Source organism: Bacillus sp. Au-Bac7, from assembly GCF_021341655.1.
In the GTDB taxonomy this organism is placed as follows: Bacteria; Bacillota; Bacilli; order Bacillales; family Cytobacillaceae; genus Niallia.
Genome location: NZ_JAJTTG010000002.1, coordinates 208835 through 227246 on the forward strand (window position 1 = coordinate 208835; position 18412 = coordinate 227246).

At 34.9% G+C, this 18412-nt stretch carries 16 protein-coding genes; 15 read left to right on the top strand and 1 reads right to left on the bottom strand.

The window, feature by feature from the left end:
* Positions 1-936 precede the first annotated feature (936 nt).
* The 9 genes from LXM54_RS09610 (at position 937) to LXM54_RS09650 (ending at position 9328) form a co-directional block, all read left to right on the top strand.
* A complete protein-coding gene (locus LXM54_RS09610; protein WP_233314972.1) occupies positions 937-1275 on the top strand; it encodes a hypothetical protein in 339 nt (112 codons plus the stop codon).
* Positions 1276-1294: 19 nt separating this feature from the next.
* Entirely contained in the window at positions 1295-1750 is a 456-nt protein-coding gene (locus LXM54_RS09615) for an Imm6 family immunity protein (protein ID WP_233314973.1), read from the top strand.
* Positions 1751-2178: 428 nt separating this feature from the next.
* On the top strand, positions 2179-2685 hold the full coding sequence (locus LXM54_RS09620; RefSeq protein ID WP_233314974.1) for a hypothetical protein: 507 nt from the start codon (positions 2179-2181) through the stop codon (positions 2683-2685).
* A 153-nt stretch (positions 2686-2838) separates the two neighbouring features.
* Positions 2839-3444 carry a DUF6060 domain-containing protein gene (locus LXM54_RS28230; RefSeq protein ID WP_233314975.1) on the top strand — a complete coding sequence of 202 codons (606 nt, stop codon included), beginning with the start codon at positions 2839-2841 and terminating at the stop codon, positions 3442-3444.
* Between the two features lie 94 nt (positions 3445-3538).
* A complete protein-coding gene (locus LXM54_RS09630; RefSeq protein ID WP_233314976.1) occupies positions 3539-3757 on the top strand; it encodes a hypothetical protein in 219 nt (72 codons plus the stop codon).
* A 474-nt stretch (positions 3758-4231) separates the two neighbouring features.
* Entirely contained in the window at positions 4232-5080 is an 849-nt protein-coding gene (gene licT, locus LXM54_RS09635) for a BglG family transcription antiterminator LicT (protein ID WP_233314977.1), read from the top strand.
* A gap of 109 nt (positions 5081-5189) precedes the next feature.
* The gene (locus LXM54_RS09640; protein WP_233314978.1) at positions 5190-7061 is read left to right on the top strand and encodes a beta-glucoside-specific PTS transporter subunit IIABC; all 1872 of its coding nucleotides are present in this window, start codon (positions 5190-5192) and stop codon (positions 7059-7061) included.
* Between the two features lie 15 nt (positions 7062-7076).
* A complete protein-coding gene (locus LXM54_RS09645) occupies positions 7077-8525 on the top strand; it encodes a glycoside hydrolase family 1 protein (RefSeq protein WP_233314979.1) in 1449 nt (482 codons plus the stop codon).
* A gap of 50 nt (positions 8526-8575) precedes the next feature.
* On the top strand, positions 8576-9328 hold the full coding sequence (locus tag LXM54_RS09650) for an SDR family NAD(P)-dependent oxidoreductase (protein WP_233314980.1): 753 nt from the start codon (positions 8576-8578) through the stop codon (positions 9326-9328).
* Positions 9329-9699: 371 nt separating this feature from the next.
* On the opposite strand, the gene ycaC is transcribed toward LXM54_RS09650, so the two are convergent.
* A complete protein-coding gene (gene ycaC, locus LXM54_RS09655; protein WP_233314981.1) occupies positions 9700-10344 on the bottom strand; it encodes an isochorismate family cysteine hydrolase YcaC in 645 nt (214 codons plus the stop codon).
* 1336 nt (positions 10345-11680) lie between these two features.
* Here ycaC and nirB point away from each other — a divergent pair.
* The 6 genes from nirB (at position 11681) to rbsK (ending at position 18412) form a co-directional block, all read left to right on the top strand.
* The gene (gene nirB, locus LXM54_RS09660) at positions 11681-14092 is read left to right on the top strand and encodes a nitrite reductase large subunit NirB (protein ID WP_233314982.1); all 2412 of its coding nucleotides are present in this window, start codon (positions 11681-11683) and stop codon (positions 14090-14092) included.
* Positions 14093-14107: 15 nt separating this feature from the next.
* Positions 14108-14428 carry a nitrite reductase small subunit NirD gene (gene nirD, locus LXM54_RS09665; protein ID WP_233315626.1) on the top strand — a complete coding sequence of 107 codons (321 nt, stop codon included), beginning with the start codon at positions 14108-14110 and terminating at the stop codon, positions 14426-14428.
* Positions 14429-14449: 21 nt separating this feature from the next.
* Complete coding sequence (locus LXM54_RS09670) at positions 14450-15289, top strand: formate/nitrite transporter family protein (RefSeq protein ID WP_233314983.1); 840 nt, start codon at positions 14450-14452, stop codon at positions 15287-15289.
* A gap of 24 nt (positions 15290-15313) precedes the next feature.
* A complete protein-coding gene (gene cobA, locus LXM54_RS09675) occupies positions 15314-16093 on the top strand; it encodes a uroporphyrinogen-III C-methyltransferase (protein WP_233315627.1) in 780 nt (259 codons plus the stop codon).
* Positions 16094-16554: 461 nt separating this feature from the next.
* Complete coding sequence (locus tag LXM54_RS09680) at positions 16555-17541, top strand: LacI family DNA-binding transcriptional regulator (protein WP_233314984.1); 987 nt, start codon at positions 16555-16557, stop codon at positions 17539-17541.
* A complete protein-coding gene (rbsK, locus tag LXM54_RS09685; protein ID WP_233314985.1) occupies positions 17534-18412 on the top strand; it encodes a ribokinase in 879 nt (292 codons plus the stop codon). Before LXM54_RS09680 ends, rbsK begins: the two co-directional genes overlap by 8 nt.

The window sequence follows — 18412 nt, forward strand, 5'->3', positions numbered from 1 at the left end:
TAATAAGTGGAAGCCTGCCTATTGAAGAAAAGTAGCTGGTTATTGGAGGTGATTGAATATAATGAAATGTCTTTAAAAAGGATTATCTACTTCAAAAAATGTTTAATTTGATAAGAAGGAATTCTAGCAAAAACCAGAAGCCAAATTAAGATTTCTGGTTTTTAGTTTTATTATATCTTACTATGTCATATACAGCTCGAAGCGAAAAAATAAAAAGTATTAGTATCATAATACTAGAGGTTATCCCTGTTTTATAAGAAAGTAAAAAAACGAGTATTGCAGATAATATTAGGTTAGCAATTAAGTTTGTAAACTCTGATTTGAACATAGTTAACTTCCCCTTTATTCTTGTCTTTCTTGTATTCTATTAATTTGTAAATCATATAATAGGCGGTAGGTAATTTTATATGTTATTAAAACGAATTGCTTAGAATAAGGAAGAACCAATAAAATGAATTAAGTAACCGAGGTGCTTCCATATGACATATAACTAACAAACAAACTCTCTTCGAATAAACTTTCCAAACCTAAAAAATACCTCACTTATCAAACCTCCGTTATAATAAATATGAAGTCAATTACAGTATATACATTTAATACCATTTTTGTAAAGAACCATTTAATTAAGACTGAGAGATTATATAATACCAGGTTGTTATGTTAAATATAAGCTGCCAATTATGAAAACTTATCTTCTTCCTAAAGGGGAGAAACCAAGGATGAAAAATGTTAATAATATTAGGGAAATCCTAAAAAGGAATTCCTATTTATATAGAGAAGAAATCCATTTTCTATCATAGGTATGTAGCAGATTCAGTACACTATTGGCAACTTCAATGTAATCTTGGTTTCTTTTTACAGATTCAAAATTAAATCATATACCGTCTTCTTCTAAAGATTCACTTCCTAGTCTAAACCGATCATTCGCCGATTCAGATGCCTGATAGAAATATAAAGGCTCCTAGCAACAATCCGCTTTTTACAAGACATGCAGAAGAAGGAGTTCTTAATGAGAATGATGCTGCTGTAATTCAGAAGGGATTGAATCCAGAAGAAGTAACAGGTACATTAAGATTACATCAGTCTAATCCATCTGGTGTTTGTAGAAAATGCTATCAAGGATTAGCTAATGATAAAGTACCTGCTGGCATTTTAAAGCAATTAAGTCAGCGTTATCCTAATTTAACTATTATAGTTACATCTGAAACCAATGAAGCTGTTAAGGTTACAGGTAGGTTAGAATTAAATATTAGAAATGGAAAATACATAGAATAAAGATTTATAGGAGGGTATTATGGAAGAACATACATTTAGCCATTTAACAGATGAAGGAAAAGTACTCTTTTTTATTCTGCTATCAAAAGAAATTTTAAGTGACTTTTCACAGATTGAAGATAGACAGCTAGCACAAAATGCTCTTTCAAAAAGTTTGGAATGGGTAAAAAACAAAGAAGAAATTGGTTACGAACTTTATAATCTGTTGGATAATGAAGAGAATGGAATAACAATTATTCAAGAGATGTCCGAAAATGAGAACGATATTGCTGCATGGAATTGTATTATCGACACAGTTGCTTATACAAGTCGAAAAGCTATGGAAAAGGAGGGTGTAGAATACTTTCCAGAACCAATTGCCCTAGTGGATGATACTTTAGTGGAACATTTTATTAGTTCAATTGAACAAATTAAAGGTAATGCTACTCTCCTAATAAAGAAGACTTACGACCAACTTTTAACAAACTTAGATTAAGCGTAAAATAAATAATATAAATTTATATCTGTTTTTAGGGATGCCGATATCGTTGGATGTCGGCATTTTGAAATTACATACTTAAGAAAGATTCTAGCGAGAAACTAAACCAAGACTTAGAGAATAGATATATAGAAAAGCAAGTTATTATCATTCTTTGACTCTAATCGTATGTGTAACAGAAGTTAGTATATTGTTTATAAATCAAAAATATTAAATAAATTTTATACTCTCCCTTATATTAGGATAATTTTTGAAATGTAAAGTCCAAAATAAAAGTTATTTGGTTAAAACTTAAATATTAAACTTCTGCATATCTTAAGTAATTATGTGAAAAAATGTTAGATAAAGGGCTTGTCTTATTATTTTGAAATCTTTATATTTGTTAGAATATTGACATACGATCACTTACATAGGAGGACTATTTAATGAAAAAGGGAGTATTTATTTTTGCTACGTTGGTTTTAGTAGCTCTTGTTGTTTTTATATTTAACAAATTAATCAATACTGAAAAAATTGAATCAGAAGTTCAATTTGATTCGGAGGCAGAGGCATTAGAATATGCTAAAGATGAATCTCCATATATTGTTGACTTCATCAGTCAAACAAAATTAGTAGATAGTGAGAAAATGGTAATTTATAAATTTAAAAAAGATGAAGCGGTTGGTATAGGTACTGGAACTTTGGTATGGAAAAACAAAAAAGTTTCATGGTATAAAAATGGAAATGATGTAATTATTAGCGATAAAAACAATAATACGAATATTATAGGGGATGTTGAATCTTATTCAGGAAAAAAATTCAAATTGTATGCTGGTATAACAAATTCAAAAAATATTAAAATTGAAACAGAAACAGATAGTGAAATCTCTCCCCATATTGATGATAACTCTGGTTTATATTATTTATTAGTTCCAAGCTTGAGACAAAAATAATTAAATATTGGTAATATTAGGATGCTTTAAGAGAGGATTGGTGTTAACTTTGAAAAAGTATACTATTATTTTATCAATTTTTATTTTAGGCATTTTTAGTTTTTCTCAAGGCATGCAGAAGAAATTCAGAAGGTTAATGTTAATGCTAAAGGTGTGGCAACATTTTACGATGAAGAATTAAAAGCAGAAATTTCACCTTTTAAAGTGACTGAATCTGGTCTTATTCCTGTTTCTGAAGAAGAATCTACGAATATATCAGAAGTGGAAAACTTAGAAAATGAATTTATTGATAATAGTGAAAGTTCAGTTGCTAAACTAGTTACGACAATTAATAGTAACCAAACAGTCACTCCTTACGCAGATATTGATTGGGTAACATGGAGATACAAAGAAAAATCAGCAACAAAATATTATGGCGATTCTATTAAAGTTTCTGCTAGCATTGACTGTAATACAAAAACTTGTAGAGTAGATAAACAATGGTCAGCAACAGTCTCTAAATCTTATAGTGCTAGTGCTAAAAAAGAAGTTAAAGCTATTGACGTAGGAGCAAGTTTTACTTTAACCACAGCAAAATCAAGTTCTAGTACATATTCATTTACTGTTAATAAGGGCCAAGCTGGATATGTAGCTTTTAAGCCTTATAAAAGAAAATCTACAGGTACACTAAGTCAGGTTTCAGAAATGCGAGGAGTACTCAAGAGTAAATCAGCATATGCAAGGTCTGCTATTAAGTTAAAGTCTGGAGAATTTAGATAATTTAATGATTACTTCTCCAAGAATGCATCAAGTTATTTTGGATCCTACATATCACTTTGGAAAGAAAGGGAATTAATTAAGGATGGTGGATAACATGGAAAATAAAATGTCAAAAGAAGAATTAGTGCAATCAGTAAATAAGATAATAAACCCATTACTTTCTGACGAAGAGGTAAGTGAGTATATTGATATTCTTGAAAAGAATGTACCACACCCAGCACCGAGTGATTTAATTTTCTGGAGTGATAAAGAATTAACACCAGAAGAAATCGTAGATATTGCCCTAGCCTACAAAGAACAAGAAGACGAGTAAGGGGTTCTTGTCAATGTAGATACATAAAAGAAAACACTCTAACTATGTGTTAGGGTGTTTTTTTATTAGAAGAGATAGTTTGGCTATCTTTTAAAAAGGAGAGAATGTAATGTTTAAAAAAGAAGTAATCCAGCTCTATAAATATAATGGATAGAGATGGATTAAAAGAAGAGTCTTTCATAATAAAATTATGTATCCGTCTATAAGAGTAGATTGTGTTCTTACAAATTCCCTTTTTTATACGAGTTATATGTTAGATGGATAGGGATGATACAATAATTTCAAAGTTATATTGTACATATAAGTTTATTGACAACGTTTTCTTTACGTGTTAAGCTTATATCAAAATTTAGGAGTGTTACTGATTCGATCAGGCATAACCAATTATAATTGTAATGGAAATAGGGAACCTATCTATCCATGCGATTATAATTGGTTTTTTTTATTTTATTCATAAAGTAAGAGGGATTATCAATGAAACTAAAACAGGCATTTAATAACAACGTTGCTCTAGCTTTAGATAATAGTGGAAACGAAATCATCGTAATGGGAAAGGGGGTTGGTTTTAATAAGAAAAAATATGAAGAAATTAATCCTAAATTAGTTGATAAAGTATATTCTTTAGATTCTCCTGAGTCCAATCAGTTAACAAGTATTCTAAATAGTATTCCAGCCGATTATATCTTCTTAACAAATCAAATTATTCGTTTGGGCGAAGATATTTTACAAAAAAAGTTAAGTGATGCCTTTATTGTTACTTTGGCCGATCATTTAAACTTTGCCTTAGAAAGACATCAAGATAACCTATTAATAAAGAATCCACTTCATTGGGAAGTTAAGAATCTTTATAAGGAAGAATATGAAATAGGCGTTAAATCCCTTAATCTTATTAAGAGATTTACTAACATTTCATTGCCAGAGTATGAAGCGACGTCTATTGCCTTGCATTTTGTTAATGCGCAACATAAGAGTGAAGAAATGAAGGTTACTCTACAAATCACAGAAATTACTAATAAAATTCTTGATATTATTAGCTATCATTATCAAATGAAAATCCAAGAAGACTCAATTAATTATTCAAGGTTACTGACGCATTTACGTTACTTTATTTTAAGGCAATTAAATCATGATGAAAAAACCATGGAAGAAATTACGTCTCTATATAACATCATAAAAGAAAGATATCAAAACGCTTATATCTGTGTGAAGAAAATTGAAAAGTATTTAAACATCGAGTATAACTGGCATCTGTCCAACGATGAACTGGCATATTTAGCAATTCATATACATCGAATGACTTCAAGGAATGAAAAACAAAATTAGGGTGTTACTGTTAAATCAGGCATAACCTAAATATACTTCAGAACAAAATTTTGTTTTGAATTATATTTAGGTTTTTATTTTGTCTAGAAAAAAGAATAGGAGTAAACAAATGAGTCAGGAAAAATTGGCAAAAGATATTGTAAATAGAATTGGTGGCAAAGAAAACATAACAAGAGCTTGGCATTGTGTAACAAGGCTTCGTTTCCATGTCAAAGATGAAAGTAAAGTCGATGTGGAGGGAATTAGAGAGTTAACTGGAGCAATGGGGGCTCAATTTCAAAACGGTCAGTTCCAGGTGATTATTGGAAATAAGGTTATGGAAGTATTTAAAGAGGTAGAATCGTTAGTTGGAAGTAATAGTGAAAGTGGTGTTGATGAATCAAGTGCAAGCAAGAAAAAGCTTTTAGGTAGGTTCTTTGATATGATCTCGGGTGTATTCTCTCCTGTCATTCCAGCAATTGCTGGGGCTGGGATGATGAAAGGGATACTTGCTTTATTGCAAGTATTAGGATGGATATCAGTCGAAAGCGATGCGTATCAAGTTCTTACCATTATTTCTGATGCCGCATTTTATTTCCTTCCTTTCTTATTAGCAATATCAGCTGCTAAAAGATTTAAAGTGAGTGAATATTTAGCGGTAGCATTAGCGGGTGCATTACTGTACCCAACTATTACAGCTGGGGTAGCCAGTGGAGAAGCAGGATTAAAGTTCTTAGGTATGTCTGTTCCTTTCATAGGCTATAGTGCCACTGTTATTCCAATTATTATTGCTGTTTGGGTTCTAAGCTATGTTTATAAAATAATAAATCGAGTTGTTCCAAATACAGTGAGAGTGGTATTAACACCAACACTTGTTTTCCTAATTATGATTCCTTTTACATTAATTGTTGCTGGTCCAATTGGATTTATAGTTGGCGATTATGTAGGAATTGCAGTTGCGTGGATTTATGAGCATGGAGGAGTATTTGCTGGGATTTTAATTGGTGGTTTAATGCCTGTGTTTGTAGTTACCGGAATGCATTATGGTTTTGCTCCTATTATTCTACAGAATATGGGTAAGTATGGTTATGATAATGCTATTTTGCCATTAAATATTGTAAACAGTTTAGCACAAGCAGGTGCAGCATTTGCAGTTTCATTTAGAACCAAAAATAAAAAGTTGAAATCTTTAGCAGTTTCTACGGGTGTTTCTGCGTTATTAGGTGTTACAGAACCTGCTGTCTTTGGAGTGAATTTGAAACTGAAACGACCATTATATGCAACCATGATAGCTGGTGCAATAAGTGGAGGAATGGTTGTTTACTTTGGAGTAAAATGTTTCGGTTTTATCTTACAAGGTTTAGAGGCTTTCCCGGTTTATATTGATCCTGTTAGTCCTATGAATTTAGTGTATACCATTATTTCTATGATTGTTTCCTTCATTATTGCTTTTGTAATGACACTTATATTAGGGTTTGAAGATGTTCGTGCAGATGAGGAAGAAAGTACAGAGAAAACAAAAACAACTAGATTATCCCAAGATGGGGAAGAAATAGGTAGTCCATTAACAGGTAAAGTTTTGCCTCTTCAAGATGTACCAGATAAGACTTTTTCAGGTGAAATTTTGGGGAAAAGTATTGCAATTGATCCTTCAGCGAATACATTAGTTTCTCCCTTTGATGGTACAGTTGCAATGATTTATCCGACAAAGCATGCAATTGGTTTACGTTCTGAAAATGGTTTAGAAGTACTTATTCACATTGGCCTTGAAACAGTAAATTTAGAAGGCAAGTTCTTTGATGTAAAAGTAGAACAAGGTCAATATGTACAAAAGGGTCAAGAGCTTATTACCTTTGACCGAGTGGCAATCAGTAACGAAGGATACAATATGGTTACTTTAGTGATACTGACAAATAGTGATCAATATAGTTCCGTAGAGAAGTTGGATTTAGATTATCAAGAAATAAAGACAGAAGAACAACTATTTAATATTCAAAAATAAGAAGGAGTGTTTATTATGGCTAAAAGATTTCCAGAAGGGTTTTTATGGGGTGGAGCAACAGCTGCCAATCAATTAGAAGGCGGTTATAACTTAGGTGGAAAAGGTTTGTCAACAGCTGATATGATACCATTTATACCTAAGGAAGAGCGTGCTGGTGACAATGCAGTACATATTACATCTGAGCAGTTTGAGGAAGCATTTAAGGAAGACTCTAAAAAGCAATACCCGAAAAGATGGGGAGTGGATTTTTACCATCGCTATAAAGAAGATATTGCTTTGTTTGGAGAGATGGGTTTTAAAACATTCCGATTATCTATTTCTTGGGCACGTATTTTTCCAAACGGTGATGACTTACAGCCGAATGAAGAGGGACTACAATTTTATGATAATGTCTTTGACGAATTAGCTAAATATAATATTGAACCTCTTGTAACGCTATCACACTATGAAATGCCTGCTGCTCTTGTTAAGAAATATAATGGATGGATAGATAGAAAAGTAGTTAATATGTTTACGAAATACGCAGAAACAGTATTTAAGAGATATCGTAATAAAGTAAAATATTGGTTAACATTTAATGAAATCAATGCTATTGCTTTAGCTCCATATAATGGTGGAGGTTTAATAACAGACCGTTTTGAAAATATAGATCAGGCAATCTATCAAGCCCTACACCATCAATTTATTGCTAGTGCAATGGCTGTAAAGCTATGTAGGGAGATTAACCCCGATGCGAAAGTTGGGTGTATGCTTGCGAGACTGGAAACATATCCAGAAACATGTAATCCACAAGATGTGTTAAAAACGCTAAAACAAGAGCAGATGAATTTCTTTTATACAGATGTTCAAGTTCGTGGATATTATCCAAACTTTATCAAAGAATATTTTAAAGAGAACAATATTAATATAATTATGGAAGAAACGGATGAAGATCTTTTATTACAAAATAAAGTAGATTATATTTCCTTCAGTTACTATATGTCTTTAGTGGAAAGTGCCGGACCACATGGAGAAAGAGCTCCAGGTAATTTATTCTCTGGTTTAAAAAATCCATATCTTGAATCATCTGACTGGGGATGGCAAATTGATGCTGTAGGACTTCGTGTTACTTTGAATAAACTGTATGATAGATATCAGGTTCCGCTATTTGTAGTAGAGAATGGACTAGGTGCAATCGATACACCAGATGAAAATGGTTTGTTTCAGGATGATTATCGCATTAACTACCTAAGAGAGCATATTGTGCAAATGAGAGAAGCTATCTCAGATGGTGTGGAACTAATGGGTTATACTAGTTGGGGACCAATTGATATTATTAGTGTTTCAACTTCTGAGGTAAGCAAACGTTATGGTTTTATTCATGTCGATATAGATGATTACGGAAATGGAAGCTTCAAGAGAACAAAAAAGAAAAGTTTTGAATGGTATAAAGAAGTAATTAACTCGAATGGTCAAGTGTTGTAAAATAATAACAAGGTTATAATTAAAGTTTTGTTTTTTAAGGAGGAACTTCTATGAGTCAAAATAAAGTAGCTATTGTAACTGGTGGCGGTAGCGGGTTAGGTCAAGCGGTAGCATTAAAATTAGCAGATTCAGGTGTGTCTATTACGGTTGTGGACATTTCAGAAAGAGCAGGAAAAGAAACAGTAAGCTTAATTGAAGAAAAAGGAGCAAGAGCAATCTTTGTCCAAGCTGATGTAAGCAAGGCAGAGGATGTTAAAAAATATGTAGATAAAACAGTAGAAGAATTTGGCACAATTGATATGTTCTATAATAATGCAGGTATTTCCGGCCCAGGGGTAAAATTCGCGGATAATACTATTGAACAAATCCAACAAGTGGTGGGTATTAATCTATTAGGTGCATTATACGGAATTAAATATGTAACAGAAGTGATGCTTAAAAACGGTGGCGGTTCGATTGTTAATACTTCGTCTACTGCAGGAGTAGTAGGACAAGCTACTGTTGGTACGTATTCTGCGACAAAGCACGGCATTGTCGGTATTACTAAAACAATTGCTGCGGAATATGCAGAGCAAGGTATTCGCTGTAACGCTGTTGCACCTGGCACGATTGAAACACCTATGGTAAAAGAATACCGAGAAAAGAATCCTGAAAATGTTAAAGCGGTTGTAGAAGCCATCCCGCAGAAACGTCTTGGAAATCCTGAAGAAGTGGCAGAACTAGTTACTTTCTTGCTGGGGGATACAGCTAACTATATTAACGGAACAGTAGTATCTATAGACGGTGGCTTTACTTCCATTTAAATCCCTGAATACAAAAAAGCAATGGACTGATGCCATTGCTTTTTTTAATTACAAACAGAAAAGTTTTACTTGGCAATATAGAAAAGGAAAATATTATGTTGGTTTTGCTATAATTTATGTTCAAGAAAAAGGCCGCAAATTTCATTTGTGGCAATAGACAGTAATAAAATTAAATTTGACAGCCTCGCTACACATACTTTGTATAAATCATTACTACTAAATCCTAATAATTATTAAGCCTCAAATCTATACTCCTAAGTTGTGATAATTTAAGTAATTATTAGCTCAGCCATAAACCGTACTGCGATCCGTCTTAATTAAAAAAGCGCTGAATAAATCAGCGCCATCTAGCCTATTTCTTAGGAATAAATCTATGCATTTTGTTTACTAAGATCTCGCTGTGCACCCATATAGCTTCCAATTACATTTTGATAGCCTGGGAGATTACTAGCAAGTAAATTCCCAAATCCTTCAACATCGTTGCGCCAATCACGTTGTAATTCGCATGCTACGCTAAACCAGTTCATAAGTTGCACGCCATTATGTGCCATACGGGTATTGGCTGCATCTGCAACTTGTTTGTTGAAAGTCCCTGAAGCATCAGTAACAGCAAATACTTCATATCCAGCATTAATAGCGGAAAGTGCTGGGAAAGCAACACAAACATCTGTAACTACGCCTGCGATGATAAGTTGTTTTTTGCCAGATTCTTCGATTGCCTTAACGAAATCATCATTATCCCATGCGTTAATTTGTCCAGGGCGTGCTATTTTTGGTGCGTTAGGAAACAGATCAACCAATTCCTGCATAAGAGGTCCATTAGGTCCGTTTTCAAAGCTTGTTGTTAAAATAACTGGTAATTCAAAGAACTCAGCAGTGCGAGCAAGAGCTAAAACATTATTTTTGAATTCATCAACACCATAGTCACGAACGAGTCCAGCCATCAGGCCAGTTTGGTGATCCACTAAAAGAACAACAGCATCATCCCTATTAATACGAGAATAAAGATCAGACATTATGTATTCCTCCTAAAAATTAGTAATCGATGAAAATGGTTCGTTTGTTAAATCGGTTTATAGCTAATTGATTATTGATAGTTGATAAATAAACTTATGAGTCGGAATCACTCTTTTCATGTATTTGCTTAATGCTGATACAATTTTAAAATAATTTCAAAATTGTACTCTGGACATACAAATAATGACTATGGACTTTTCAATAGCTGTCTAAAATGATGTTACTTGCTTCTAGTGCACTACCAACTTCTGTAATCCTCATTACTTCGGGAAAGTTTATTCATTTTCTAGCCAGATTGGATACATCCATCTGTGACAATAATTGGATTTTTAGAGTTTTGCGTAAACTACCATATTTGACGGCTATTGTTTAAGTCATAAAATTCCTCCTTTGTTAAAATCAATTTATGTTACCATATAATCCCAATAGTCATTAAGCGGCTATATACCTAATTTTCAAACTAATAAGTGTCTCTTCAAAACTAGGATGGAAACAATTCTTGTTTCTTAGAAGGACAGGAAGATTATACAGCGAACTTATATAATAAGAAATTCATGTGCCAGAAAGTAGACTAGAAACGAGGAGGAGTGGGGGAGAACACTTTGAGCGAGAACGTATTCTTTAGAATCATACGTTTGTCAGTTTTTATTGTAATTATCTTAGTTCTTGTTTATGGCTATTTTCTACAAACAAAAGGGATGTTAATGCCCTTTATAAAGAGCTCTGTAGTGCCTATGTTAATCAAGATCATTAGCGCTTATGGAATTGTTATATTGGTGGTAATGGCTATTTTCTCTTTTGGTTATTATTGTGGCAGAAGACATGGAAGCAAATCAGGATGATTTAAATATAATCCATTATTGTAATATATTTTCCTTCTATTAGGGAGGAGAAAAAAGCTAGTCTGGACTTATGAATATAAGTGCCAGTCTTTTTTTGTATTTTTTTTCAGCTCTGTAAGTGGAGTACCTTCAATTTCCATGAGTTCCCGAACATTCACCAAGAATAGTTATCTAAGGTGCACGATGGTAGTACCTGATTTATGCATATGGAAATATTTGTATATTGGTAACGGAAACCACTATAGGTCTTTAGATGTTTTTTTGTTTAAACAGAGACTGAGTTAGTAAATGTTTGATAACGGTTTCATCCTTGGTTTAATCAAAACAATCTAAGCAACAGCGATATAGGAGTAACGCTTTAATACGGAAATGTAGCAAAATGAACATGTGAGAAAATCTAACAAGTTGCTTGCATAACTATTACGTAGCCGATTAAACTAGGCACTAGAATATTGTCGGAATTATCTAACTTTTATTGAGGGGGCTGCCAGTTATGTTACAGCGAAAGTTAATTTTGATTGGAAATGGAATGGCCGGAATTAGGACGATAGAAGAAATATTAAAAATTGATCCTGATGAATTCGATATAACTGTTTTTGGAAGTGAACCACATCCAAACTATAATAGAATCCAATTATCAAAGGTTTTGCAGGGAGATACAACTGTTGCAGATATTACTTTAAATGATTGGAATTGGTATGAAAACAATAATATTCGCTTATATCCAGGGGAAAGTGTAATTAATATTGATACAAAAAAGCAGATTGTTTCTACAGATAAGAACCGTGAAGAACCTTATGATAAGTTAATTATCGCAACGGGCTCTAATCCATTTATGTTGCCTTTACCTGGTTCAGATAAACAAGGTGTGACGGCATTTCGCGATATTAAGGATTGTGAAACAATGCTGCATTACTCAAAAAAGCATCAGAAAGCAGCAGTTATCGGAGGAGGATTATTAGGACTCGAGGCTGCTCGTGGTTTGCTTAATCTTGGAATGAAGGTAGATGTTATTCATATTAATGATTATCTTATGGACCGGCAATTAGATCGGGATGCCGGAAAAATGTTACAAAAAGAGTTAGAAAATCAAGGTATGAACTTTTTATTAAATAAACAAACTACCGAAATTCTTGGGAAGAAACATGTAACAGGACTACGTTTTAAAACCGGCGATAAGATTGAAGCAGACTTAGTTGTGATGGCAGTCGGAATAAAACCTAATGTTGAATTAGCTAAAAAAACTGGCATTCCTGTTAATCGGGGGATCGTCGTAAATGATTTTATGGAAACAGAAATTCCTAATATATTTGCTGTCGGAGAATGTGCAGAGCACAGGGGAATGGTTTACGGCTTAGTTGCCCCGCTTTATCAACAGGGGGAAGTGTTAGCTAAACGAATTTGCAATGTATACAGTGAGGGATACAAAGGGTCCGTTCTTTCTTCACAATTAAAAGTGTCTGGTGTAGATGTCTTCTCAACTGGAAAAATCCTAGAGGATGAGAATACTAAGGCGATTAAAATGTTAGATGATTGGAATGGAACTTATAAAAAAATCATTATCGAGCAAGGGAAAATAGCTGGAGCAGTCCTGTTTGGCGAAACGAAGGAAGGTAATCGGTTATTAAATTTAATCAAGAATGGTGCATCTATAGAGGAATACACTGAATCTAATCAGACGGAGGAAACAGGAAGTAGCTTAGTAGCCCAAATGACAGATGATGAAGTGGTATGTGGATGTAATGGGGTAACGAAGGGGCATATTGTCTCGGCAATAAAAAATGATGGACTTACAACAGTTGAACAAGTGAAGGGGTGTACGAACGCATCACGTTCCTGTGGTTCATGTAAGTCATTAGTGGCTGATCTATTGGAATTTACACTCGGTGATAAATATAGTGAAGATCAAAAGGAATCGATCTGTGCTTGTACCACTTTATCGAGGGATGAAGTTGTTAATGAAATAAAGGAAAAGCAGCTTACACATACAAGGGAAGTTATGAATGTATTAGGATGGAAAAATGATGAAGGATGCTCTAAATGCAGACCAGCATTAAATTATTATTTAGGCATGCTTAATCCAACAGAATATAAGGACGAACGGGAATCTCGTTTTGTTAATGAAAGATTGCATGCGAATATTCAAAATAATGGTACCTTTAGTGTCATTCCAAGAATGTATGGCGGTGTTACAAATGCAGATGATCTTAGAAAGATTGCTGATGTAGCAGATAAATATAAGGTAAAAATGATTAAATTAACTGGTGGACAACGTATTAATTTGCTTGGTGTACAAAAGCAAGACTTACCAAATATTTGGGCAGAACTTGGTATGCCGTCAGGACATGCATATTCTAAGGGACTGCGTACAGTAAAAACTTGTGTTGGTGCTGACTTCTGTCGCTTTGGTACTCAAGATTCAGTAGGGATGGGGATTGATTTAGAGAAAAAATTTGAAGGGTTGAATGGACCGCATAAAATAAAAATGGCCGTATCAGCTTGTCCAAGAAACTGTGCTGAAAGTGGTATTAAGGATGTTGGAGTCGTTGGTTTAGATGGAGTTTGGGAGCTCTATGTAGGCGGCAATGCAGGTACAGATCTTAGGGAAGGTGACTTACTCGTTAAGGTTAAAACGAAAGCCGAGGTACTGGAATGGACTGGAGCCTTTTTACAGTACTATAGAGAAACAGCGAATTACTTAGAAAGAACATCTGTATGGGTTGGCCGTCTCGGGATTGATAAGGTGAAAGAAAAACTTGAAGATAAAGGCTTGCGCGATGAATTAAATAAACGCATGGATATAACTTTAGAAACGGTGCAAGAACCATGGAGTGAAACACTTAAGGATGAAAGTTTAGTAAAAAGACTTTATGAAACAGTTAATGTTCCAGTAACTTCTAAATGATAGATAGGGGGAGTAATTATGGAAAATACAATAGGAAGAGTATTAATCGGAAAATATTCGGATTTGCCAGACCGCCTAGGGAAAACAGCTTATATTGGAAAAGAAGAAATTGCCTTATTCAAGCTGGCAAATGGGGATGTTCGTGCCATTGAGAATCGATGCCCCCATAAAGGGGGAGTGCTTGCGGAGGGAATGGTTAGCGGAGACCATGTATTTTGTCCGATGCATGATTGGAAAATTAATGTGTGTGACGGTCAGGCTCAAGCGCCAGATCATGGTTGTGTTAAAGCATATAAAGTGGAAGTGGAAGAGAACCTTGTATACATTGTCATCTGATTTTACTAAAGGAGGGGTATTATGTCATTCGTAAAGACAGATCAAGTAGTGCAGGGCATGATTGAGGCTGGTGAAGCAAAAGCAAAATTATCTATTATAGATATGTTAATTAGAGGAGGGCTGGCAGGTGCCCTCCTTGGGTTTGGGACAACATTGGCATTTACCGCTGAAATTCAAACAGGAATGGGGATTTTGGGAGCAATCTTATTTCCAGCTTGCTTTGTATTAGTCATACTGCTTGGGCTTGAACTAGTAACAGGGAGTTTTGCGCTCATACCTTTAGCGGTTTTAGAGAAAAGGGTTTCTATATCCCAAATGCTCTCCAACTGGTTTTGGGTCATTATTGGTCATTTAATAGGAGCAGGGCTGTATGCTTTTTTATATGTGATTGCAATTACACAACTTAGTCATGTTACTGATAATGCTATTGCAGCAAAAATTATCGCAGTTGCAGAAGCAAAAACGCTATTGTATGCAAATCTAGGCAGTGATGGTTTAATCGTCGTGTTTGTGAAAGCATTACTATGTAATTGGATGGTAACATTAGGGGCAGTCATGGCAATGACATCGACAAACACAATCGGGAAAATTGTTGCCATGTGGTTGCCGATATTAATCTTTTTTGCACAAGGCTTTGAACATGCTGTCGTAAATATGTTTGTGATTCCTGCAGGGATGATGTTAGGTGCGGATGTTTCTTTAGCAGATTGGTGGCTTTGGAATCAGCTCCCTGTGCTATTTGGGAATTTGGTAAGTGGGGTTATATTTACAGGTTTAGCATTATACTTTACTCATCATAAAGTGAAAAAGAAAAAAGAAATGGTTGTTTCAAAGAAGGAAGACTATATTGCTGAAACATAACATGTGATTTAAGGGGGGAAGATGATGGGAAAAGTATATATAGTTGGAGCGGGCCCTGGTAATTTAGACTTACTTACAATTAAAGGATTGAGATGTATACAGCAGGCTGATGTTATTGTATATGATCGTTTAGTCAATAGAGAATTGTTACGGGAAGCAAAACCTCATGCAGAATTCATTTATTGTGGAAAACAGCCGAAATTTCATACCATGCCACAAGAAATGATTAATCAGCTATTAGTCCATTATGCTCGCTTAGGAAAAGTGGTTACTAGACTTAAAGGGGGAGACCCCTTTGTGTTTGGCAGAGGGGCGGAAGAGATTGAGGAATTGGTAAAGAACAATATTGCTTACGAAGTCGTACCAGGTGTAACAGCTGGGATTGCAGCCCCAGCTTATGCCGGAATTCCCATCACACACCGAGAACTTGGCAATTCATTCGCAATCATTACAGGTCATTGCAAAAACGGAGAACCAGCAGACATCAAGTGGGAAAGTCTTGTCAAAGCGGTTGATACATTAGCTATTTATATGGGAGTAGGGAATTTACCATATATATGTGAACAATTAGTCAAGCATGGTAAGTGCAAAGATACACCTGTCGCCATTATTCAAGAAGGTACCACGCCTGAACAGAAGACAATAACAGGTACAATTGGAAGTATTGTAAGCCTTGCTCAAAAGGCGAAAATAAAGAACCCAGCTATGATAGTTGTTGGAGAAGTAGTTAGCTTCAAAAATAGAATAGAACAAATCCAAGAAGCGAACAACAAAGTAACCATCGGACTTACTTCAGGAAACTGATTATATGGAGAAACTGTTGACAAGGCAAGCTGTTACGAGAAAGGAATCGGGTGGACTAAGAAGCAATTGATTTTGTTTAAAGGTGCTGGGAATTATAGATGTATCGATCTTGCTGTCCACTCCAAAAGCGAAATTTCCGAGTTTCTAGAACAATTGAAACCGGAGAATTAATACTAAATCCACTAGGTGTTCTAGATATTCTAATAGAAAGAATGTAAGAATAATTTCAGCTTAGTGAGGAAACAGAAATCCTCTTTATTGGTCGGGGAAGCAGCAATCTAGATGCTGTAAAGGATAAGCAACGAATTGCAGACAGAGAATAAAAGCGTTTCTGTAGTAGCTGTTTTCTGATTGCTGCTTTTTTTTATGGATTAAACCGGCTGGCCATAATATTTAATGTTGCATAGGAAATAATACTATGATATTATGTGTGTAACCGGTTACACAAGAGAGGTGAATTCATGGCTACTATACGGGATGTTGCGAAAAGAGCTGGAGTATCTGTGGCGACCGTCTCAAGAGTATTAAACAATAAAGGGTATGCACATGAAGATACTAGGAAGCTAGTAAACGAGGCAATTAAAGAATTAAATTACAAACCAAATGAAGTGGCAAGATCTCTTTATAAAAAAAAGTCACGATTAATTGGATTATTGCTTCCCGATATCAGAAATCCCTTCTTTCCTGAGTTAGCTCGAGGGGTAGAGGACGAAATGCAGGAGCAGGGACTTCATTTAATTATTGGGAATGCTGATGAAAAATTAGAAAAAGAAATAGATTACATACAGACTTTTAACCAAAATAATGTAATAGGCATTATTTCAGCAACAAATCAGGCGGAAACAAAACTTTACGAAAACCTGTCTTTTCCTGTCGTCTTACTGGATCGAATAACAGGCACTTATCCTTCTGTGTATGCAGATGGATTGGCTGGAGGAAAAAAAGCAGCACAAGAAATGGTTAGAAGAGGCAGTAAGCGAATTGCTTTACTTCGAGGTCCGATTGAACTAAGGACAGCACAAGACAGATTCAAAGGTGCTGTTGATGAGCTATGTAATGCTAATGTAGACTTTCAGGTAATTACTTCATCGTTTGGCTTTCACGATGCTGAAAAAATGGCTAAAACTCTATTTGAGAAATTTCCTGAAACAGACGGGGTAATTGCAAGCAACGACCTTAGTGCAGCAGCTATTCTACATGAGGCGTTGCGAATAGGAAGATCTATTCCCGATGACTTACAAATTATCGGATATGATGATATACCGCTTAGCAAGCTGCTGTTCCCGTCCCTTTCTACTATTAGACAGCCTGCTTATGATATGGGAAGAGAAGCAGCAAAACTATTAATAAATCTAATCGATAATAAGCCGTTAGTGAATAAGAATATCCAAATGCCTGTTACCTTTATTGAAAGGCAAACAACAAGAAAGGTTGAGAAAAATGATTAAAATGACGATTATTGGTAGTTCTTCTATAGATTTAGTTGTAACAACTTCCAAACGACCAAATCAAGGGGAAACGATTATAGGAGAAAGCTTTAAGACAGTCCCTGGTGGCAAAGGAGCTAACCAGGCTGTCGCAGCTGCCAGACTTGGTGCTGAAGTATTTATGGTCGGTTGTGTAGGAGAAGATAATTTCGGTGAAACGATCGTTAACAATTTCACTGCTAATGGTGTTAATACAACCTATGTGGAACGGGTTACACATTCGGAAACAGGTACAGCGCATATTACCTTAGCAGAAGGTGATAACAGCATTATCGTCGTGAAAGGTGCTAATGATTATGTCACACCTGATCTAGTTGAAAAAGCATTGAATGTTATCTCTGAATCAGATGTTGTCCTAATCCAGCAAGAAATTCCTGAGGAAACAGTAGAATATGTAGCAGAAATTTGCTTTGCAAATAATGTGCCTTTATTACTAAACCCAGCGCCAGCAAGACCTATTAGTAAAACGGTCATTGAAAAGGCTACTTATCTTACACCAAATGAATCGGAAGCTGCTATTCTTTTTGAGGACAAGGATATCCATGAAGTATTAAAAGAGTTTCCAAATAAATTGCTGGTTACTGAAGGTAAAAATGGAGTTCGTTATTATGATGGAATCAATGAAATAGTTATCCCCGCTTATTCTGTTGAGGCAGTTGACACAACAGGTGCAGGCGATACCTTTAATGCGGCTTTTGCCGTTGCTGTAGCTGAAGGGAAAAGCATGGAAGATAGCATTCGTTTTGCGAATCGGGCTGCCTCCTTGTCTGTAACAAAATTTGGTGCACAAGGCGGAATGCCAACAAGAGAAGAAGTAGAAGGGAGTTTGTAA

Excerpts from the sequence above, each read along its gene's own strand:
- rbsK (WP_233314985.1), top strand. The coding sequence starts at position 17,534 with ATGATTAAAATGACGATTATTGGTAGTTCTTCTATAGATTTAGTTGTA.
- LXM54_RS09680 (WP_233314984.1), top strand. The coding sequence starts at position 16,555 with ATGGCTACTATACGGGATGTTGCGAAAAGAGCTGGAGTATCTGTGGCG.
- nirB (WP_233314982.1), top strand. The coding sequence starts at position 11,681 with ATGTTACAGCGAAAGTTAATTTTGATTGGAAATGGAATGGCCGGAATT.
- LXM54_RS09630 (WP_233314976.1), top strand. The coding sequence starts at position 3,539 with ATGGAAAATAAAATGTCAAAAGAAGAATTAGTGCAATCAGTAAATAAG.
- LXM54_RS09620 (WP_233314974.1), top strand. The coding sequence starts at position 2,179 with ATGAAAAAGGGAGTATTTATTTTTGCTACGTTGGTTTTAGTAGCTCTT.
- LXM54_RS09615 (WP_233314973.1), top strand. The coding sequence starts at position 1,295 with ATGGAAGAACATACATTTAGCCATTTAACAGATGAAGGAAAAGTACTC.
- ycaC (WP_233314981.1), bottom strand. The coding sequence starts at position 10,344 with ATGTCTGATCTTTATTCTCGTATTAATAGGGATGATGCTGTTGTTCTT.
- LXM54_RS09670 (WP_233314983.1), top strand. The coding sequence starts at position 14,450 with ATGTCATTCGTAAAGACAGATCAAGTAGTGCAGGGCATGATTGAGGCT.
- LXM54_RS09645 (WP_233314979.1), top strand. The coding sequence starts at position 7,077 with ATGGCTAAAAGATTTCCAGAAGGGTTTTTATGGGGTGGAGCAACAGCT.
- cobA (WP_233315627.1), top strand. The coding sequence starts at position 15,314 with ATGGGAAAAGTATATATAGTTGGAGCGGGCCCTGGTAATTTAGACTTA.
- LXM54_RS09650 (WP_233314980.1), top strand. The coding sequence starts at position 8,576 with ATGAGTCAAAATAAAGTAGCTATTGTAACTGGTGGCGGTAGCGGGTTA.
- licT (WP_233314977.1), top strand. The coding sequence starts at position 4,232 with ATGAAACTAAAACAGGCATTTAATAACAACGTTGCTCTAGCTTTAGAT.
- LXM54_RS09640 (WP_233314978.1), top strand. The coding sequence starts at position 5,190 with ATGAGTCAGGAAAAATTGGCAAAAGATATTGTAAATAGAATTGGTGGC.
- LXM54_RS09610 (WP_233314972.1), top strand. The coding sequence starts at position 937 with ATGCCTGATAGAAATATAAAGGCTCCTAGCAACAATCCGCTTTTTACA.